Raw genomic sequence first — 17,470 nt, forward strand, 5'->3', positions numbered from 1 at the left:
AAGTTAGTAAATGTTGGTGTACACGCACGTCTCAATTCATCAGGGTGGTTAAAGCTTCGGATGAAAGACTTTTGAAAATCGAAGCTTTGCTTCTGAGCGAATCCTGCGTTAACCTGTATTGCTAATGCCAGCGTTATAGTAACACAAAACAGTAGCCCTTTACTAACACTTTTATTCTTCATCCTTTTCAGCATTGGGTATTGATTTTTTTCTGGATAGAATCGTTAGCACCTTGAATGAAATGAGCAGAAATATGGTTTTCATTAGCTTAAAGCTAACTTTTGTTATTTGAACTGTAACACCACTTAAAACTTTCCTTAAACATCATTGAGAAATAGCTAATTTAAATTTTGTACGGCACTTTTAAAGTAATTATCCGGGCTTGTGTTTACCACAAAACAAATAACGCCCGGCATATTGTACCGGGCGTTATTCTATGTGTAAAAATTTCCGCTTAAAACAACTCGGGTTTTGATACCGGGCCGTGCTGCTCGCTACCCATCATGCCCATTACCACAAATATGGCGGCAAAGGCCAGCAGCGAATGGATCAAGTCGGTTGCGTTATATACAAACACGCATACTGCCCAACCTGCTATACAAATAAATGCGGTTAAAAAAAATAATATTTTCATCATGCCAACTCCTATTCTTTAAATCATTTACGTGCTTGTACGCAAACAATTGTTTAATAGTTATGGCACAAATGATTAATTAAGGTTTAACCATTTTTTTCTTACAACCTGTTGTTGAGGTGTAAGGTCTGTGCGGCTTTGTATACTGTATTTCTTCTGCGTGGTTTGCTTTAAGGTAACCGGAATAGTAAGCTCACGACCATCGCGTATAACAACAATATCAAGCTTATCGCCTACATTTTTGTCTTTCATTAACGTTTTAGGGTCGGTTGCTGCAACGCCGTTTATGCTCACCAGTTCATCGTTTACGTTTATGCCATCAACCCAGGCGGCTGTACCGCGCAGTACACCTGCTACCTTAATACGACCTGCCGGGTTTGCCGGTGGAAGCATACGTATACCTAAATCGGCAATGCTATGGCCTTCATACTCGTTAAACGCACGGTATCCTGCATAAGCTAAGTATTTATTATAGTCCATATCGTCGGTACCGTTAATGTACTTGGCGTAAAAATCATCAAGCTTTTTACCGGCAAATTTTTCAAATGCAGCTTTGAACTCGGCATCGGTATAACCACGTTTTTTTACCTTGTAGTACTCATTGTACATGTAACGCATAACATCATCTAACGACTGCTTGCCTTGCGTAGCATTAATAATTTCCAAATCAAGCATCATACCTACAACAGCACCTTTGTTATAATAAGAAATGCCGGTGTTAATGGTGTTTTCATCAGGGCGGTAGCTTTTAATCCAGGCATCAAAGCTTGACTGAGATACCGGCTGGACTTTAGTTCCGGGTGTGTTATCAATAGTATTAAAATCTGCCGCAAGCGCAGTTAAGTAATGCTCAACAGGAAACAGATTAGTACGACGCACGGTTAAGTTATCGTAATAAGCCGTAAAGCCTTCTGCTATCCACAAATTGGTAGTATAGTTTTCATTATCGTAATCAAACGGACCTAAAGCAATAGGGCGTAAACGCTTTACATTCCACAAGTGAAAATGCTCATGCGCTACCAGGCTTAAAAATCCTTCGTAGGTCGACTCCTTGGTATAACCATCGCGGGCTGCACCCAAAACGGTAGAACTCAGGTGCTCAAGGCCACCGCCACCTTTTACGTAGTTATGCACAATAAATACATAACGCTTGTTCGGGTTTTCGCCAAAAATTTTCACTTCTTCCTCAATCACCTTGGCCATATCCTTTTTAAGGCGTTCTTTATCGTAATTACCTCCGCCGTACATACATACTTCGTAGTTGGTGTTTCCAACTTTGAAATCAAAAATATCCTGTGTGCCTACTTCAATAGGCGAATCATAAAGAATATCATAGTTTGGTGATTTTACAGTAAACGGATCATTGCCAACCATTTCTAAACTGGTTGAAACCTTAGTCCAATTTTTGTAAGGTATAATTTTTATAGTTGATGGCAGGTTAAGGCCTCCTTCAGGGTAAAAGAACATACCCGAAGTTGATAAAAATGCGTGAGTAACATCAATAAACGCGGTACGCACCGAAATTTCAAAAGCGTAAAATCGGTACTTAACTTTTACAGAGCTTACCCCCTGCGTATTTAACTGCCATACGTTTTTACGAACTTTAGTTACGCTAACGGCTTTACCGCTGCTTTGCGCCGAAAATGACTCCACATTCTTGGCAAACTCACGCACCAGGTACGAACCTGGGGTCCATACCGGCATCTTTAAATTAAGTTTGCTTTGGGCAATGCCTTTAATGTCCATTTCAATATCGGCGTAGTGGGCCTGTGCCTCAGGAAAACTAACAGTATAAGATATTTGCAGCGCACCCGCTGCTTCACTGGTAAAACTCATCAGTAAAAAATAAGATAAAACAAGAATATTTAAGTGCCACTTTTTCATCCGGCTAAAATAAAATTTTTTACCGGGCAACCCGTCTGCTAATTAGCCATGTATAGTTGTAAAATGGTTGATACATAGATTTGACATGAATAATTAGCCCTTATTTTGCTTGTTAGTTTAACAGTGTAACAACGTTGCTTTATTTTAACATCATACGTGTTAATTTTATAGCTGCCCCTACGCTGCCAATCTACATACAAACCACTTTAACAAACGCACTTTTTAAATTCCATGAAGATAAGATACATTGTTTTTATAGCGATAGCATTGATTATCGGCTACCTTATATTTAACAAACTTCGTGGCGATGGAAACAAGGAGGGCGGCCCTGCCGCCGGAGCACAGGCCGGAGGAAAAGGTGGTAAAGACGGTAAAAGAAAAGGCGGGCCCATACCGGTTACTGTGCAGATTATAAAAGACACTGTATTTAACAACACCATAAATATTACCGGAACAATTGACCCTAATGAAAGGGTAAATCTTACCAGCCAAACCGCTGGCAACATAACCGGAATTTATTTTACCGAAGGCAGCCGCGTTAAAAAGGGCCAGGTGCTGGTACGCGTTTACGATCAGGATTTGCAGGCAACGCTCAAGCAAACCGACTATCAAATTCAACTTGCTAAAGAGAACGAATACCGCAACCGCGTTTTACTACAAAAGGAAGCAGTAAGCAAGCAGGAGTATGACACCTCATTATCATCATACAACACGCTTAAAGCTCAGGCCGATGGTATAAGAGCCCAAATTGCACGTACGGTAGTGCGCGCTCCGTTTAGCGGTACAATTGGCTTGCGCAATATAAGCCCGGGTGGATACCTTACACCGCAAACCAATATTGCTACCTTGGTAAACACCGACCCTATGAAAGTTACCTTTTCTGTTCCGGAACGGTACCGTTCATTGGTTAAGCAAGGCACTAAAATATCTTTCAATATTGCCAGTTCGCGCAAAAACTTTAGTGCTACCGTGTATGCTATTGATCCGGAAGTTGATGCCTTATCACGTACAGTAACGGTACGCGCCCGAGCTGCAAACCCAAGTAATGAAATTACAGCAGGCGGCTTTGCAAAAATAAGCTTGGTGCTTGAGCAAAACCCGCGTACTATTATGGTTCCTACGCAGTGCGTGGTGCCTGATTTAAAATCGAGCAAGGTATTTATTGCCCGTAATGATACCGCCTACGCACAACCTGTAAAAACCGACGTACGTACCGATACCCAGATTGAAATTATTGAAGGCCTTAAACCGGGCGACAGTGTAATTGTATCGGGCATTATACAAATGCGGCCAAAGGTTCCTTTAAAAATTGTGAAAGTTATTAAGTAATAAACAGGCACTTACAAATAAAGCATAAATGAGTTTATCCTCAGTTAGTATAAAGCGGCCTGTTTTGGCCACGGTAATGTCGGTTATTATTGTAGTTTTCGGCGTTATTGGTTACAAATTTTTAGGCATTCGCGATTTTCCCTCGGTAGATCCGCCCATTATCAGTGTAAGCACCAGTTACTCGGGCGCTAACGCCGATGTAATTGAATCACAAATAACCGAACCGTTAGAGAAAGCAATAAACGGCGTACAGGGCATTCGAAATATTTCGTCAACAAGTTCGGTTGGTTCAAGCAATATTACGGTTGAATTTAACCTCGATGCTGATTTGGAAACGGCAGCTAACGATGTTCGCGACAAGGTATCGCAAGCACAACGACAGTTACCGCAAGATATAAACGCACCGCCGGTAGTGAGCAAGGCCGATGCCAACGCCGATAATATTATAACCCTTACTGTAAGCAGCAATACCCGCAACATTACCCAGGTAAATGATTACGCCGAAAACGTTTTGCAGGAGGCTTTGCAAACTATTCCGGGTGTAAGCCAGATAAACCTGCAGGGCCAGCGCCAGTATGCAATGCGCCTATGGATAGACCCTAATAAGCTTTCGGCATTAAACCTCGCAGCAACAGATATTAGCGCTGCCCTTGCGCGTGAAAACGTGGAACTGCCCGCCGGTAAAATATCTGGTAACAGTACCGAAGTTACCGTAAGGGCACTGGGCAAACTGGTTACCGAAAAAGACTTTAACAACCTTATTATCCGAGCAGATAGCAACCGCGTTATACGCCTTAGCGATATTGGTTATGCAGTTTTAGGATCGGCCAATGAAGAGACCGCCTTTAAAGAATCGCTGGTGCCACAGGTGGGTTTGGCTGTTGTGCCACAGCCCGGTGCCAATTATGTTCAAATTGCTAAAGACTTTTACGTTCGTTTAGCTCAGGTACAAAAAGATTTACCCCCCGATATACAACTCCAGGTAGCGCTTGATAATACACGCTTCATCAATCAATCTATTGAAGAAGTGGAAGAAACGCTTATTATCTCCTTCATCCTGGTTGTAATTATTATCTACCTTTTTTTCCGCGATTGGCTTATAGCTTTCCGCCCGCTAATTGATATTCCGGTGTCGCTTATTGGTGCATTTTTTATTATGTACATATGCGGCTTCTCTATTAATATTTTAACCCTGCTTGGAATAGTTTTAGCAACCGGCCTTGTGGTTGATGATGGTATTGTAGTAACTGAAAATATATATAAAAAGGTTGAAGAAGGCATGCCTATCCGCAAGGCCGCGTTTGAGGGCTCGGCCGAAATTTTCTTTGCCGTAATATCTACATCGGTAACGCTGGCAGCCGTGTTCTTACCCATTGTTTTCTTACAGGGCTTTACCGGCCGGCTTTTTCGTGAATTTGCCGTGGTTGTAGCCGGGGCGGTGTTAATATCAGCATTCGTATCACTATCGTTAACGCCTATGCTTAACGTGGTTTTAGTGCGTAAAAACCATAAAAAATCGGCTTTTTATGAAAAAACCGAACCGTTCTTCGTACGCATGAACAAGGCATATACCGATACCCTTGTGTCATTTATGAAATTGAAATGGGTATCGGTTGTCATACTGGCTGTCTCGGTTTTGCTGATAGGCATTTTAATTAAAGTCATACCATCAGAGCTTGCTCCGTTAGATGACCGTAGCTTACTGCGTTACACCGTAACCGGTTCGGAGGGTGCCAATTATGAGTTCATGACCAAATACATGGACCGTGTTGCGCAACTTGTTGAAGACTCCATCCCCGAAGCAAAGGTTAATATTGAAATTGTTTCTCCGGGTTTTGGTAGTGCATCAACCAACTCGGGCTTTGGCAGGCTGGGGCTTGTACCGCCGAATGAACGTACCCGCACGCAAGCGCAAATTGCCGACTGGCTTAACGGAAAACTTAAACGCTTCCCTGATGCGCGGGCGCTGGTTGTGCAGGAGCAAACCATAAGCGGCGGCGGTAGCGGTGCACGTACCTCTTTGCCGGTACAGTTTGTTATTCAAAACCAGGATTTTGAAAAAATTCGCAAGGTATTGCCTGACTTTTTTAGCGAGGTAAGCAAAAGTCCTATTTTCTCAAGTTCTGACGTTAACCTTAAATTTACCAAGCCCGAGCTACGCATAACAACCGACCGTGACCGCGCACGCGACTTAGGAGTTTCTGTTGCCGATATTTCGCAAACACTTCAGCTGTATTATAGTGCCGGCCGTTTAGATTACTTTTTAATGAGCGGCAAGCAGTACCAGGTAATAGCCCAGGTAGACCGCGCCAACCGCGATCAGCCGCTAGACCTTAAATCTGTTTATGTACGCAGCAGTAAAGGCACCCTAGTGCAGTTAGACAACGTAGTTAAGGTTGAAGAAAGCTCTGCACCGCCCTCTATTTACCACTTTAACCGATACAAATCAGCCACGGTGCAGGCGGGCTTAGCCGAGGGTTACACCATTGGCGATGGTATTAATGAAATGCAGCGCATCTCTAATAAGATGCTCGACCCAAGTTTCAGTACTGCGCTTAGCGGCCCCTCACGAGATTATGCCGAAAGCTCATCTAACATATTGTTTGCGTTTGGTTTTGCCCTTTTATTAATTTACCTGGTACTGGCAGCACAGTTTGAAAGCTTTATGGATCCGGTAATTGTAATGCTTACCGTTCCGCTGGCAATTGCAGGTGCTTTTGTATCATTATGGTTCTTTAACCAAACACTAAACATTTTCAGCCAGATTGGTATGATTACCCTTGTAGGTTTGGTAACCAAAAACGGCATTTTGATTGTTGAGTTTGCTAACCAGCGCATGGAACACGGCCTGCCCAAGTATGAAGCTGTTGTTGAGGCTGCCACTGCGCGCTTACGCCCTATATTAATGACAAGTTTAGCTGTAGTGTTAGGTGCCGTGCCTATTGCGTTGGCCTTGGGTGCGGGTGCTAAAAGCCGGGTATCATTAGGTATTGTAATTATGGGTGGAATGATGTTTTCACTGGTTCTTACGCTGTATGTAATTCCAATGATGTATGTATTGCTGGCATCTAAAACCCGCCGCAACCCGGATGAAGAACCTGAGGACGAAGGAACCAGGAAAGAACCCTTATTAATTGAAAACCTGTAAGCTAAGCAATGAAGATAATTAAATTCAACTGTATTGTATTTGGGTTGCTTGCACTGGCTAATGCTTTACATGCGCAGGATACAAAGGTTCCAAATGTTCCGCAACTTACCCTAAAAGAAGCGCTGGAAATAGCTTTGCAGAACAACTACGACATCAAGCTATCAAAAAACTCATCGGCCATTGCTAAAAATAATGTAACCATTGGCAATGCAGGTATACTGCCCAATGTTGCCGGCACTTTTACGCAAAGTAACAGTATTCAAACCACCACTCAAACACGTAGCGATAACACCGTTAACCGTATAAATAACGCCAACAATACTGGTACCAACTACGGCGTAAACCTCAACTGGACCATTTTTGACGGCTTTAACATGTTTGCCAATTACGATCAGTTTAAACAGCAAGATAAACTGGCGCAAATGCGTCTTCGCGATACCATACAGCGTACTACTGCCAACGTAATTATAAGCTACTTTGATTTGGTTAACCAGCAAAAGCAAATTAAGGCATTGCAGGGGGTAATAGAGGTATCGCGTAAACAGATACGCTTTGCAACCGACCGCTTTGAGGCGGGCCGGGTAGCACGCCTTGATGTTTATAATGCACAGGTAGCACTCAATACCGATACTGCAACCCTGTTAACACAACAACAGCTTTTTAAAGCCAGCAAGGTTGATTTAAACCGCATTTTGGCACGTAACCCTCAAACTGAATTTAACGTTGCCGATACTATTATAGTTGATGAGAAGCTATTGCTTGGCAATATTATAAACGAGGCACAGGCGCAAAACCCTACCCTCCTTTCGGCATCTATTGAGCAACGTTTATCTGAAATTAATTTAAGGCAGGTGAAATCAACGCGGTACCCGCAGGTAGCTATTAGCAGTGGCTATATTTGGAATAACAGCCGTAACCCGGCAGGCTTTGCTCGCGTGCAAAACTCACGTGGTTTCAACTATGGTCTTTCGGCCAGCATCAACATATTTGATGGCTTTAACCAATGGAGACGTGAACGCAACGCCAAGCTGCAAATTGAAAATTCACAAATTAATATTGACCGTGCCCGTACAAACCTCGAGGCACAGATTGGGCAATTATACAGCTCATACCTTTCGGGATTGCAACTTATAAAGGTTGGGCAGGCCAACGTTGAACTTGCCCGCAAGAGTTTGGAAATATCTCTTGAAAAATACAGGCTGGGTTCAATTTCACCTTTAGAAATACGGGAAGCGCAACGTAACTACCTCAATGCCACTGCTGTTTTTTACGATGCCGAATATCAAACCAAAGCTGCAGAAACCACACTAAAACAAATTACAGGCAACATAAGCATACAGTAAATGCTTACTTCTATTTTTTTTATGAAGTTAAAAGCCTAAATTTGAAAGTGATGTATAGTGGCTATAAAACATGCTTGCTTATCGACGATAATTACATCGATAACTTTGTTACGCGCAGGATACTGGAAAGCAGTAACTTTGCACAAAATATTGTAGTTAAGCAATCGGCCACAGAAGCTATTGAAGAAATTCGTGATGGCAGCATCAAACCCGATGTGATTTTTTTGGACCTGCGAATGCCCCTGATGAATGGCTTTGAGTTTTTACAGGAGTACGAGAAACTTGACGGCCATGATAAAGACGGCACTAAAATTTTTATGCTGTCATCATCACTTGACCCGGTTGATGTGAAGCGCTCAGGCCAGAATAAATACATCACGCAATTTATACATAAACCTCTTACCCAAAAAATTCTGGAAGAACTGAGTGCATGATTATTGTAGCCGATAGCGGATCTTCGAAAACCGACTGGGTGCTTACAGCAAACAAGCAGGCCCCGGTTAAATTTACCACCGGAGGACTAAACCCTTTTTTTCTGTCTGAAAAAGAAATGATCAAATTGATACAGGATCAGGCTCCTGTAATGGTTAACCATTTCCCCTTGGTTGAAGAAATATATTTTTTTGGAGCAGGCTGCTCAAGTCCTGATAAGCGCGAAATTGTATCTAATGCCTTAACCCACATTTTTCCACGAGCATTTGTTAGTGTAGATAGTGATTTGCTGGGTTCGGCCTATGCTACGTGCGGGGCCCGAAAAGGCCTGGTATGCGTTTTAGGTACGGGCTCAAACATTTCTTTTTTTGACGGGGAGGATGTGACCACCGGCAAGCACGGCTTAGGATACGTTTTGGGCGATGAGGGCTCTGGTACATGGTTTGGAAAAGCACTGATCACTGATTTTATGTATGGCATTATGCCTGCTGAGATACATAAACAGTTTGAGGATGAGTTTCATGTTACCAAAGATGACATTATAAACAACGTTTACCTTAAGCGCGGTGCAAATTCTTATCTGGCTTCTTTCACTAAATTTCTGTCGGCCATTAAAGAAACCGTATACGGCAATGAACTCATTAAACGCGGATTACAGGAATTTATAAACACAAACGTAAAATCATATGCCGATTACCAGGAATATACCTGCCATTTTGTAGGTTCGATTGCCTGGTTTTTTTCGGATCAGTTAAAAGAGCTTTGCTCGCAAAACAACATATCGGCGGGTAAAATTATTCGTCATCCAATTGATGAACTGGTTGATTTTATTGTTAACCGTAACCAGGTACAGGCTTAGTACCAGGGCATAATCAAAACTTTAATTTGCTTTAAATTATAAAGCTCCTTACTTTTGCCTTATGTTTAAAAGAACAGGTGCATTTAGCTTAGCTATACTGTACACCATTACGGTGTTAGGCTTTGCCCTGAACTTACATTACTGCGGCAACAAAGTAGCCAAGGTTAAATTATCAGCTGCTACGGCTCCCGTAACCGAGAAAAAAGCTGATATGAACTGCGGCATGAAAATGGATTGCTGCAAAAACCACAAAGTTGATGTTAAGGTTAAAGATACTCATCAACAAGCTGAGCAAACCTCTTTCTTAGCTAAAATCTTTGCCTTCGAAATGCCTAAACTGCCTTTCGAAGATTTTATTTTCTCGGCACAAAAAGCCTTGCTCGAAAAGTTTTATGACCGTGGCCCGCCCGAGGATGAACCCAAGAGCAAAGTTGCCACCTTTATTCAAAACTGCAATTTCCGTATTTGATTGGTAAATAATTGTACCCTGTTACAGTATGGCTGCATGCCCATGCTGTAAGCTCTATTATTCAATTATTTTATTTCCAATTAATACATCATGAAATCTATTAAAATTTTTGTAGCCCTGTTGGCTATCTCTATAAGCGTTGCTAAAGCTCAATTTGTTAAAGCTGAATTACAGGTAAGCGGTCTTACCTGCTCTATGTGTTCAAAAGCAACAGAAAAATCATTACGTACCCTTCCTTTCATCGGCGACATTAAAACTGATTTGAACCGCAACCTTTTTACGGTTACATTCAAAAACACATCACCTGTTGATTTTGAACAAATGAGCAAAAAAGTACAGGGAGCAGGTTTCTCTATAAACCAGTTGAAAGCTTTTGTTGACTTTGATAAGCTGAAAGTAACCAACAACAAATTCAACTATTCGGGCGATACTTTTCACATCCTTAATGCACCTGCAAAAAGCCTTGACGGCGAAGTAGCCATTACGGTGGTTAACAAGGGCTTTGCTCCGGCTGCTACCGTTAAAAAATACAGCCCGGCCATGGAGAGTAAATCAGGCAACGGCAAGTCATATCACGTAGTAATATAAGCTGCCAACAGATATGACCAAATACATTTGGCTTACCCTTGCGGGTATGCTTACCGCGCTGTTTCAGGTATCGGCACAGGAGCTCTATGTGAATTCGGAGCCCGCCAGCAACATGGCTGCAAAATCTTTAGGAATAAGGCTTGAAAACCAGGGTTACTTTAAACCCGACTATCGTAACCGTACTACGCTTGAGGCCATGCTGGGCATTAATAAGTATATAATGGTACATGGCACGGCCTATATGTCTGACTTTTATCAAGACAAACAACGGTTTGAGGGTGTTAGCGCCTATGCCAAGTACCGTTTTTACTCGGCCGATAGTGTTCAACGGCATTTCAGAATGGCAGCGTTTGCAAAGGCTTCTTCCATACGTAACGTTCAATACAACCAGGAAATATCACTTGAAGGTGATAACACCGGCTTACAAGGCGGCCTGGTAGCCACTCAGCTTGTGCATAAACTGGCGGTGTCGGGCTCATTAAGTTATTTACGGGCTTTTGAAAACAAGGGCGGCTACGAGCCGGTAAACCGCAACAGTATTGCTTACGCCCTATCGGCAGGGTATTTACTATTTCCTAAAAAGTATACTAATTACGAGCAAACCAATATTAACCTTTACGCAGAACTGCTTGGCAAAAGTAACCCGGGCAAAGCGCAGTACTATATTGACATTGCTCCAGCTGTTCAGTTCATTTTCAACAGCGTATTAAGGGTTGATTTATCATACCGCACACCGTTAACCAACCGCATGCTGCGCAACACGCAAAACATGTACCTGGTACGCGTTGAGTATAATCTTTTTAATATATTTAATTGATAGAATGTTAAATGTCATTCTAATCGTCAGGCAACTGCTTAATATTATTGCTGACGATTGGAATGACATTTTGCTTTCTTTTACTTACTCCATAATTTCATGGTTTGCGTAATATGTGCCAGGTGATGATTGCTGTGCCACGCATACATAGCAGCAGACAAAGCTATGGTATAAATCACTCCTCTTTCAGGGTGTAAAAAGCTACGGTTCCACTGTGTTTCATCAAGGCTTTCATATAAAGCTACCATGTGCTGGTGAATGCCTTCCAGCATTTTAAGCGAGCTTTCAACCGGCAGGCGGTAATCAATTTGCATGGCCCAGCCAGCTTCATCGTATGGCTTAATGGTTGGATGGTCTTCTGTTAAGGCCAGCTTAATGCGCATTAAAGCGTTCATATGGCTATCGGCCAGGTGGTGTACTACCTGTTTCAGTGTCCAGCCGCCCTCACGGTACGGTGTGTTTAGCTGCGCATCGGTAAGTTCAATTACCTCGGCACGCAAACGAGCCGGAAGAGTTTTTATAGTTTCAATTGATTGAGCAAGCAATTCAGCATTGTACTCATTTGGTTTGGCAAAACGGCCTATTGGATAACGCAGATGTTCGTCGGGTTGGGTTGTCATATTCAAATTAAATACTAAAAATTTAAAGGCACATGCTTTTTATTGAAATTGCTTGTACGCTTAAGCAATAAGCTATTTTGTTACACAAAATTTCATTGATAGTAAAAGCTTTGCCCTACTTTAGCATTTTAAACCTGTATTTTCCTCATGTTGAAAAAGTTACTTATTGCCCTGCTTTGCCTGGCTTCCATACATACCTATGCCGATACTATTAAAACTGATGTACTGATAATCGGCGGCAGTGCAAGTGGTACAGCCGCTGCGCTGCAATGCGCGCGTAGCAAGGTAAAAACCATTTTGGTAGAAACCGGCCCATGGCTTGGCGGCGAGCTTACTTCCGGCGCAATGTGCATAGTTGATGCCAACCGTAACTTACCTACGGGTATTTGGGGAGAATTCAGGAAACATGTACGCGAGTTCTATAAAAAAACGCCGGGTTATGATACTACCGCCAACGCTGTACTACGCTTTGAGCCTTATACAGGTGCCGCTATCTTTAAGCGCATGACTGATACGGTAAAAAACCTTACGGTTAAGCTAAACACCCCCTGGAACTCAGTTAAAAAGAACGGCACAGGTTGGGAAGTCACCATAACTGAAAAGGGCAAGGTGAATACCATAAAAGCCCAGGTACTGATAGATGCAACCGGTACAGGCGATGTTGCCGCCCTTGCCGGAGCACAATTTAACACAGGCTTTGACAGCAAAAAGGAAACCGGAGAACAACTTGCGCCCGAAGAAGCGCTACCCGTTATTCAAGATATTACATGGTGTGCTATTTTGAAAGATTTTGGTGCAACTGCCAACAAAACCATTGCGCGCCCTGAGGGTTATGACGCCGCAAAATATGCACATTTTAAAGACAAAGACCTGCTTAAAATGATACAGAGTGGTCGTTTGCCTAACAACAAATACATGCTCAAATGGAGCGATCCGGGCATATCATTCAAGTCAACAGTTGAAGACCTTGACCCCAAAAACCGGTTGAAGTTTTACAAGGAGTGCCGTTTACACGTTTTAGGGTTGATATATTACATCCAAACCGAACGTGGTTTAAAGAACTTTGGTACTACAGATGAATTTGGCACACCTGATGGACTTCCGCCTATACCTTACATGCGCGAGTACCGCCGGGCCAAGGGACGTATGCGCATGGTGTTAGATGATATTTTTACACCCTATGACCGTGTGTCAAAGCTTTACCGTACATCTATAGCGGTTGGTGATGCATCGCCCGGGCAACATTACGTAGATAAACGCGGGCCACAAACCCCTTATCCACCGTTTCCGGCTTATAGCATACCTTTAGGCGTTGTTGTGGTAAAAGACCTTGATAATTTACTGGTTACTGAAAAAGCCATGTCAACCACTCACCTGGTAAATGCCAGTACGTTTTACCCATCGGTACAGGTAGCGGTGGGGCAAGGTGCCGGTTGTATTGCTGCTTACTGTGCCTTTTTTAAAACCACTACCAAAAACCTTAATGTGCGCACCATACAAGGCGAGTTACTCGATTATAAAGGCTACCTTATGCCATTTTCAGATGTGACAATAAACGACCCTAACTTTAGGGCCATACAGCAGGTAAGTGCAACCGGTATGCTTAAAGGCATACAAAAGGTTAATGGAAAAACAGCTGCGGTATTGTTTAACGCCGATAGCCTGGTAACTACTGCCGAGGTTGAACCGGCCATAAGAGAAATTTACACCAGGGCATTTATATGGTTTAATAAAGAAAAGCCGGGTAAGCAATTCACCGTAGGTAATCTGTTATCTTTCATAAGCGAAATAACGCTTACCGACCCTAAAGTTTTAAATGCTAATATGGAGAAGCAATGGAAAGACAACTTCAAATTTTCATTGCCGTTTGACATGAACCGCACGCTTACGCGCCGAGAGTTTGCCGTGTTAACCAATAAGTATCTTAATCCGTTTGCACGTACAGTTGACCTTAGTGGCAAACTGATAAATTAAATATATAAATGCAAGCTGCAGATAACTACCAAACCATCTTACTCTGCAGCCGGGTTCTGTGCAAACATGCGGCTTAGCTGTGCATACAGTTCAGGGTGCTTATCTTTTAGCTGATCGGGTTTTTCAAAAAAGTATTCTGATACCACGGCTAAAAACTCAGCCTCGTTGGTAGCGGCATAAGCATCAATATCTGATTTTCCGCGTTCAATACGGTCAATTTCCTGGTGCATCATTTTTAGCCATGGAGTTGCATATTCATGAGGCAAAAAGTTTTCGGGTACACCATCACTAGCACCGTCGCTTTCATCAAGCAGGTGTACAAATTCATGTATTCCCGTGTTATGTTTACCCGATGATTTTGAAAACCCGCGTATTAGTGCCGCTCTTGACAATAGCATTTGCCCGTTCATGTAACCCGAACCTACCATACCCATTATGTTACGGTTTTCATCACCTTCAAACTGAAAGTCATTGTTAAAGGTGTCTGGATATAATATAACGTTGGTAAGGTTATTATACTTCCACTCATCAAACCCAAAAACCGGTATTACAGCGCTTGATGCAACAAGCACCCGGTCTAAATCTTCTATTTTCAGGCCTACCCCCTCTATATGTACTTCCTCTAAAAAGGCAGCAATTTTATGCTCGAAGCGCAGCTTATCTGCGCTATTCAGCGCTTCGTAAAATGACACATTATCAAGCAATAGCTGCTTAAGGCTTTCTGTAATATTTTTATCGGCTTTGGCAACGGCCTTTGGTTTGCGCAGGAACAGGAAATAACCTAAAACCCACAACAAAAAAACTATAGCAACGGCAATTAAAATAAATGTATTCATATGAGCTGTTAACAACGCAACTCCCTTTTGGTTACCTTTAAAAATTACTCAAAACAAAAAATGCAGCCCAAAAGCTGCATTTAATTTATATCTGTTAAATATTAGCGGTTAGTGTATTGCTCATCGTAATACTGCTGATAATGGCCTGAAGTTACATCATTCAGCCATTCTTCGTTAGCAAGATACCAATCTACAGTTTTTTCCAGACCTTCTTCAAAGGTGATGCTTGGTGTCCAGCCTAACTCATTTTTAAGCTTGGTAGCGTCAATAGCGTAGCGTAAATCGTGGCCTGCCCTATCAGTTACATAAGTAATCAGTTGTGCCGATGTACCTGCTTCCTTGCCTAGTTTTTTGTCCATAATTTCACAAAGCAGCTTAATAAGCTCAATGTTCTGCCACTCATTATGTCCGCCAATGTTATAAGTATCTCCAGATTTAGCATTATGGAAAATAACATCAATAGCGCGGGCATGATCTTCAACCCATAACCAGTCGCGTACGTTTTCGCCTTTACCGTAAATTGGTATAGGCTTATTTTGCTTAATGTTGTGAATTGACAATGGAATCAACTTTTCAGGGAAATGATATGAGCCATAGTTATTTGAGCAGTTCGAAATAACAGCGTTCATACCGTAAGTATCCTGGTAAGCACGCACCATATGATCTGAGCTTGCTTTTGAAGCCGAATATGGTGAATGCGGGTCATAAGGTGTTTCTTCGGTAAACATACCATCTTCACCCAAAGTTCCGTAAACTTCATCGGTTGATACATGATAAAAGCGCGTTTCATCATAACGGCCTTTCCAGTGATAGCGGGCTGCGTTGAGCAGATTTACCGTTCCAACAACATTGGTCATTACAAACTCCAGCGGATTGGCAATTGAACGGTCAACGTGCGACTCGGCTGCTAAATGAATAACCGCATCAGGTTGTTCGGCACCAAATAACTCATCAATAAACTGAGCATCAACTATATCACCTTTTACAAACTTATAATTAGGCTCGTTTTCAATATCCTTTAAGTTTGCCAGGTTACCCGCATAAGTCAATTTATCAAGGTTGATGATTTGATATTCAGGGTGAGACTTTACAAACCTGCGCACCACGTGCGAACCAATGAAACCGGCACCACCGGTAATGATTATTTTCTTCATAAAACCTTATAATGGTTTGTTTGCAATAGCTTTCTCCCACTCCCATGCCGATGCCATCATGGTATCAACATCAAGCTCGGCTTTCCACTTTAACACTTCTGTTGATTTGGTTACATCGCCCCAAACCTGCTCCACATCACCATCACGACGCGGACCAATGCTCCAGGCAAACTTAACACCGGTAGCGCGTTCAAAAGCATTTACAACCTCTAAAACCGAAGTACCTTTACCAGTACCAATGTTAAATACGTCATAGCCTTTAAAGCTCTCCTCTTCCATGTATTTTAAAGCGGCTACGTGTGCCTTAGCTAAATCAACAACATGAATATAATCACGTATGCAGCTACCATCAGGCGTGTTGTAATCATCACCAAAAACGGTAACTTTTTCGCGTTTGCCAATAGCTGTTTGCGTTATAAACGGAACCAGGTTTTGCGGCACGCCAATTGGCAACTCACCAATCAGGGCCGACTCATGTGCACCAACAGGGTTAAAGTAACGTAATGATACCACCTTGTAATTAGCGCCTGACGCAATCATGTCCTGTAAAATTTCTTCGGCAATCTGCTTGGTGTTTCCATACGGTGATTGCGCAGCCTTCACAGGCGCATCTTCAGTAACCGGCAAATTATCAGGCTGACCGTAAACGGTACAGCTTGACGAAAACACAAAGTTTAGTGGTTTACCGTAGTACGCGTTAAGCAGGTTAATAAGCGAGTAAAAGTTGTTACGATAGTATTTCAAAGGATGAGCAACCGATTCTCCTACAGCTTTAAAAGCTGCAAAATGTATAATGCCGGTTACATCAGCTATTGATGTTGCCAGGTTTTTTACGGCAGCCTCATCACACAGGTCAACCTGGTGAAATTGAGGTTTAAACCCTAAAATTGTAGTCAACTGATCTAATATGCTGATATGCGAGTTAGACAAATCATCAATGATAACAGGTTCGTAACCAGCCTGCACCAGTTCAACAACCGTGTGCGAGCCAATAAAGCCCAGGCCACCGGTTACCAATATTTTTTTCATAGAAATACTTTTCGCAATTATAATATTATTTATTGTATTGAGAGAATTCCTTGTGCTCGATAACGTGCTGAGGAAGCGACTTGAAATACTCGTAAGTAATTTTCAATCCTTCCTGGCGGCTTACCTTTGGCTCCCAGCCCAAGATGGCTTTTGCCTTGGTAATGTCAGGTCTTCTTTGCTTAGGGTCATCAGTTGGTAATGGTTTGCCTACCAGTTTCTGATCGGTGCCGGTTAGCTTAATGATCTCCTCACCAAATTCTTTGATGGTGATCTCATCCGGGTTACCTATGTTCATTGGCTGTACATAGTCGCTCAGTAACAAGCGGTAAATGCCCTCTACCAAATCATCTACAT

At 42.4% G+C, this 17,470-nt stretch carries 15 protein-coding genes and 1 pseudogene; 9 read left to right on the forward strand and 7 right to left on the reverse strand.

Going from position 1 to position 17,470, the window contains the following annotated elements; genetic code table 11:
* Positions 1-454 precede the first annotated feature (454 nt).
* Both QZ407_RS11100 and QZ407_RS11105 read right to left on the reverse strand, forming a co-directional pair.
* Complete coding sequence (locus QZ407_RS11100) at positions 455-637, reverse strand: hypothetical protein (RefSeq protein ID WP_295770914.1); 183 nt, start codon at positions 635-637, stop codon at positions 455-457.
* A 72-nt stretch (positions 638-709) separates the two neighbouring features.
* Positions 710-2,470, reverse strand: a complete 1,761-nt coding sequence (locus QZ407_RS11105; protein WP_295770915.1) for a PDZ domain-containing protein — start codon at positions 2,468-2,470, stop codon at positions 710-712.
* Positions 2,471-2,749: 279 nt separating this feature from the next.
* Between QZ407_RS11105 and QZ407_RS11110 the strand changes: the two genes are divergently transcribed.
* From QZ407_RS11110 to QZ407_RS11145, 8 genes are all read left to right on the forward strand, one after another.
* A complete protein-coding gene (locus QZ407_RS11110) occupies positions 2,750-3,847 on the forward strand; it encodes an efflux RND transporter periplasmic adaptor subunit (RefSeq protein WP_295770918.1) in 1,098 nt (365 codons plus the stop codon).
* Positions 3,848-3,875: 28 nt separating this feature from the next.
* Positions 3,876-6,995 carry an efflux RND transporter permease subunit gene (locus QZ407_RS11115; protein ID WP_295770920.1) on the forward strand — a complete coding sequence of 1,040 codons (3,120 nt, stop codon included), beginning with the start codon at positions 3,876-3,878 and terminating at the stop codon, positions 6,993-6,995.
* An 8-nt stretch (positions 6,996-7,003) separates the two neighbouring features.
* On the forward strand, positions 7,004-8,338 hold the full coding sequence (locus QZ407_RS11120) for a TolC family protein (protein WP_295770922.1): 1,335 nt from the start codon (positions 7,004-7,006) through the stop codon (positions 8,336-8,338).
* 50 nt (positions 8,339-8,388) lie between these two features.
* Entirely contained in the window at positions 8,389-8,772 is a 384-nt protein-coding gene (locus QZ407_RS11125) for a response regulator (RefSeq protein WP_157542933.1), read from the forward strand.
* Positions 8,769-9,629 carry an N-acetylglucosamine kinase gene (locus QZ407_RS11130; protein WP_295770925.1) on the forward strand — a complete coding sequence of 287 codons (861 nt, stop codon included), beginning with the start codon at positions 8,769-8,771 and terminating at the stop codon, positions 9,627-9,629. Before QZ407_RS11125 ends, QZ407_RS11130 begins: the two co-directional genes overlap by 4 nt.
* A 61-nt stretch (positions 9,630-9,690) precedes the next feature.
* Entirely contained in the window at positions 9,691-10,098 is a 408-nt protein-coding gene (locus tag QZ407_RS11135) for a hypothetical protein (protein ID WP_295770927.1), read from the forward strand.
* Between the two features lie 90 nt (positions 10,099-10,188).
* A complete protein-coding gene (locus QZ407_RS11140) occupies positions 10,189-10,686 on the forward strand; it encodes a heavy metal-associated domain-containing protein (RefSeq protein ID WP_295770929.1) in 498 nt (165 codons plus the stop codon).
* 13 nt (positions 10,687-10,699) lie between these two features.
* Positions 10,700-11,503 (forward strand): hypothetical protein, encoded by an 804-nt coding sequence (locus tag QZ407_RS11145; RefSeq protein WP_295770931.1) that lies wholly within the window; start codon positions 10,700-10,702, stop codon positions 11,501-11,503.
* A gap of 80 nt (positions 11,504-11,583) precedes the next feature.
* On the opposite strand, the gene QZ407_RS11150 is transcribed toward QZ407_RS11145, so the two are convergent.
* Positions 11,584-12,123 carry a YfiT family bacillithiol transferase gene (locus QZ407_RS11150; RefSeq protein WP_295770933.1) on the reverse strand — a complete coding sequence of 180 codons (540 nt, stop codon included), beginning with the start codon at positions 12,121-12,123 and terminating at the stop codon, positions 11,584-11,586.
* A 147-nt stretch (positions 12,124-12,270) separates the two neighbouring features.
* Between QZ407_RS11150 and QZ407_RS11155 the strand changes: the two genes are divergently transcribed.
* A complete protein-coding gene (locus tag QZ407_RS11155) occupies positions 12,271-14,097 on the forward strand; it encodes an FAD-dependent oxidoreductase (RefSeq protein WP_295770934.1) in 1,827 nt (608 codons plus the stop codon).
* A gap of 38 nt (positions 14,098-14,135) precedes the next feature.
* Here QZ407_RS11155 and QZ407_RS11160 read toward each other — a convergent pair whose 3' ends face one another.
* The 4 genes and pseudogenes from QZ407_RS11160 to QZ407_RS11175 all read right to left on the reverse strand — a co-directional run.
* Positions 14,136-14,933, reverse strand: coding sequence for a M90 family metallopeptidase (locus QZ407_RS11160; protein ID WP_295770936.1), 798 nt, complete (start codon positions 14,931-14,933; stop codon positions 14,136-14,138).
* Between the two features lie 101 nt (positions 14,934-15,034).
* Positions 15,035-16,087, reverse strand: coding sequence for a dTDP-glucose 4,6-dehydratase (rfbB, locus tag QZ407_RS11165; RefSeq protein WP_295770938.1), 1,053 nt, complete (start codon positions 16,085-16,087; stop codon positions 15,035-15,037).
* A 6-nt stretch (positions 16,088-16,093) separates the two neighbouring features.
* Positions 16,094-17,116, reverse strand: coding sequence for a UDP-glucose 4-epimerase GalE (galE, locus tag QZ407_RS11170; RefSeq protein WP_295770940.1), 1,023 nt, complete (start codon positions 17,114-17,116; stop codon positions 16,094-16,096).
* A 25-nt stretch (positions 17,117-17,141) separates the two neighbouring features.
* Positions 17,142-17,470: pseudogene (locus QZ407_RS11175) on the reverse strand (SDR family NAD-dependent epimerase/dehydratase); the annotation flags it as partial.

The organism is uncultured Mucilaginibacter sp., from assembly GCF_913773635.1.
Lineage (GTDB): Bacteria > Bacteroidota > Bacteroidia > Sphingobacteriales > Sphingobacteriaceae > Mucilaginibacter.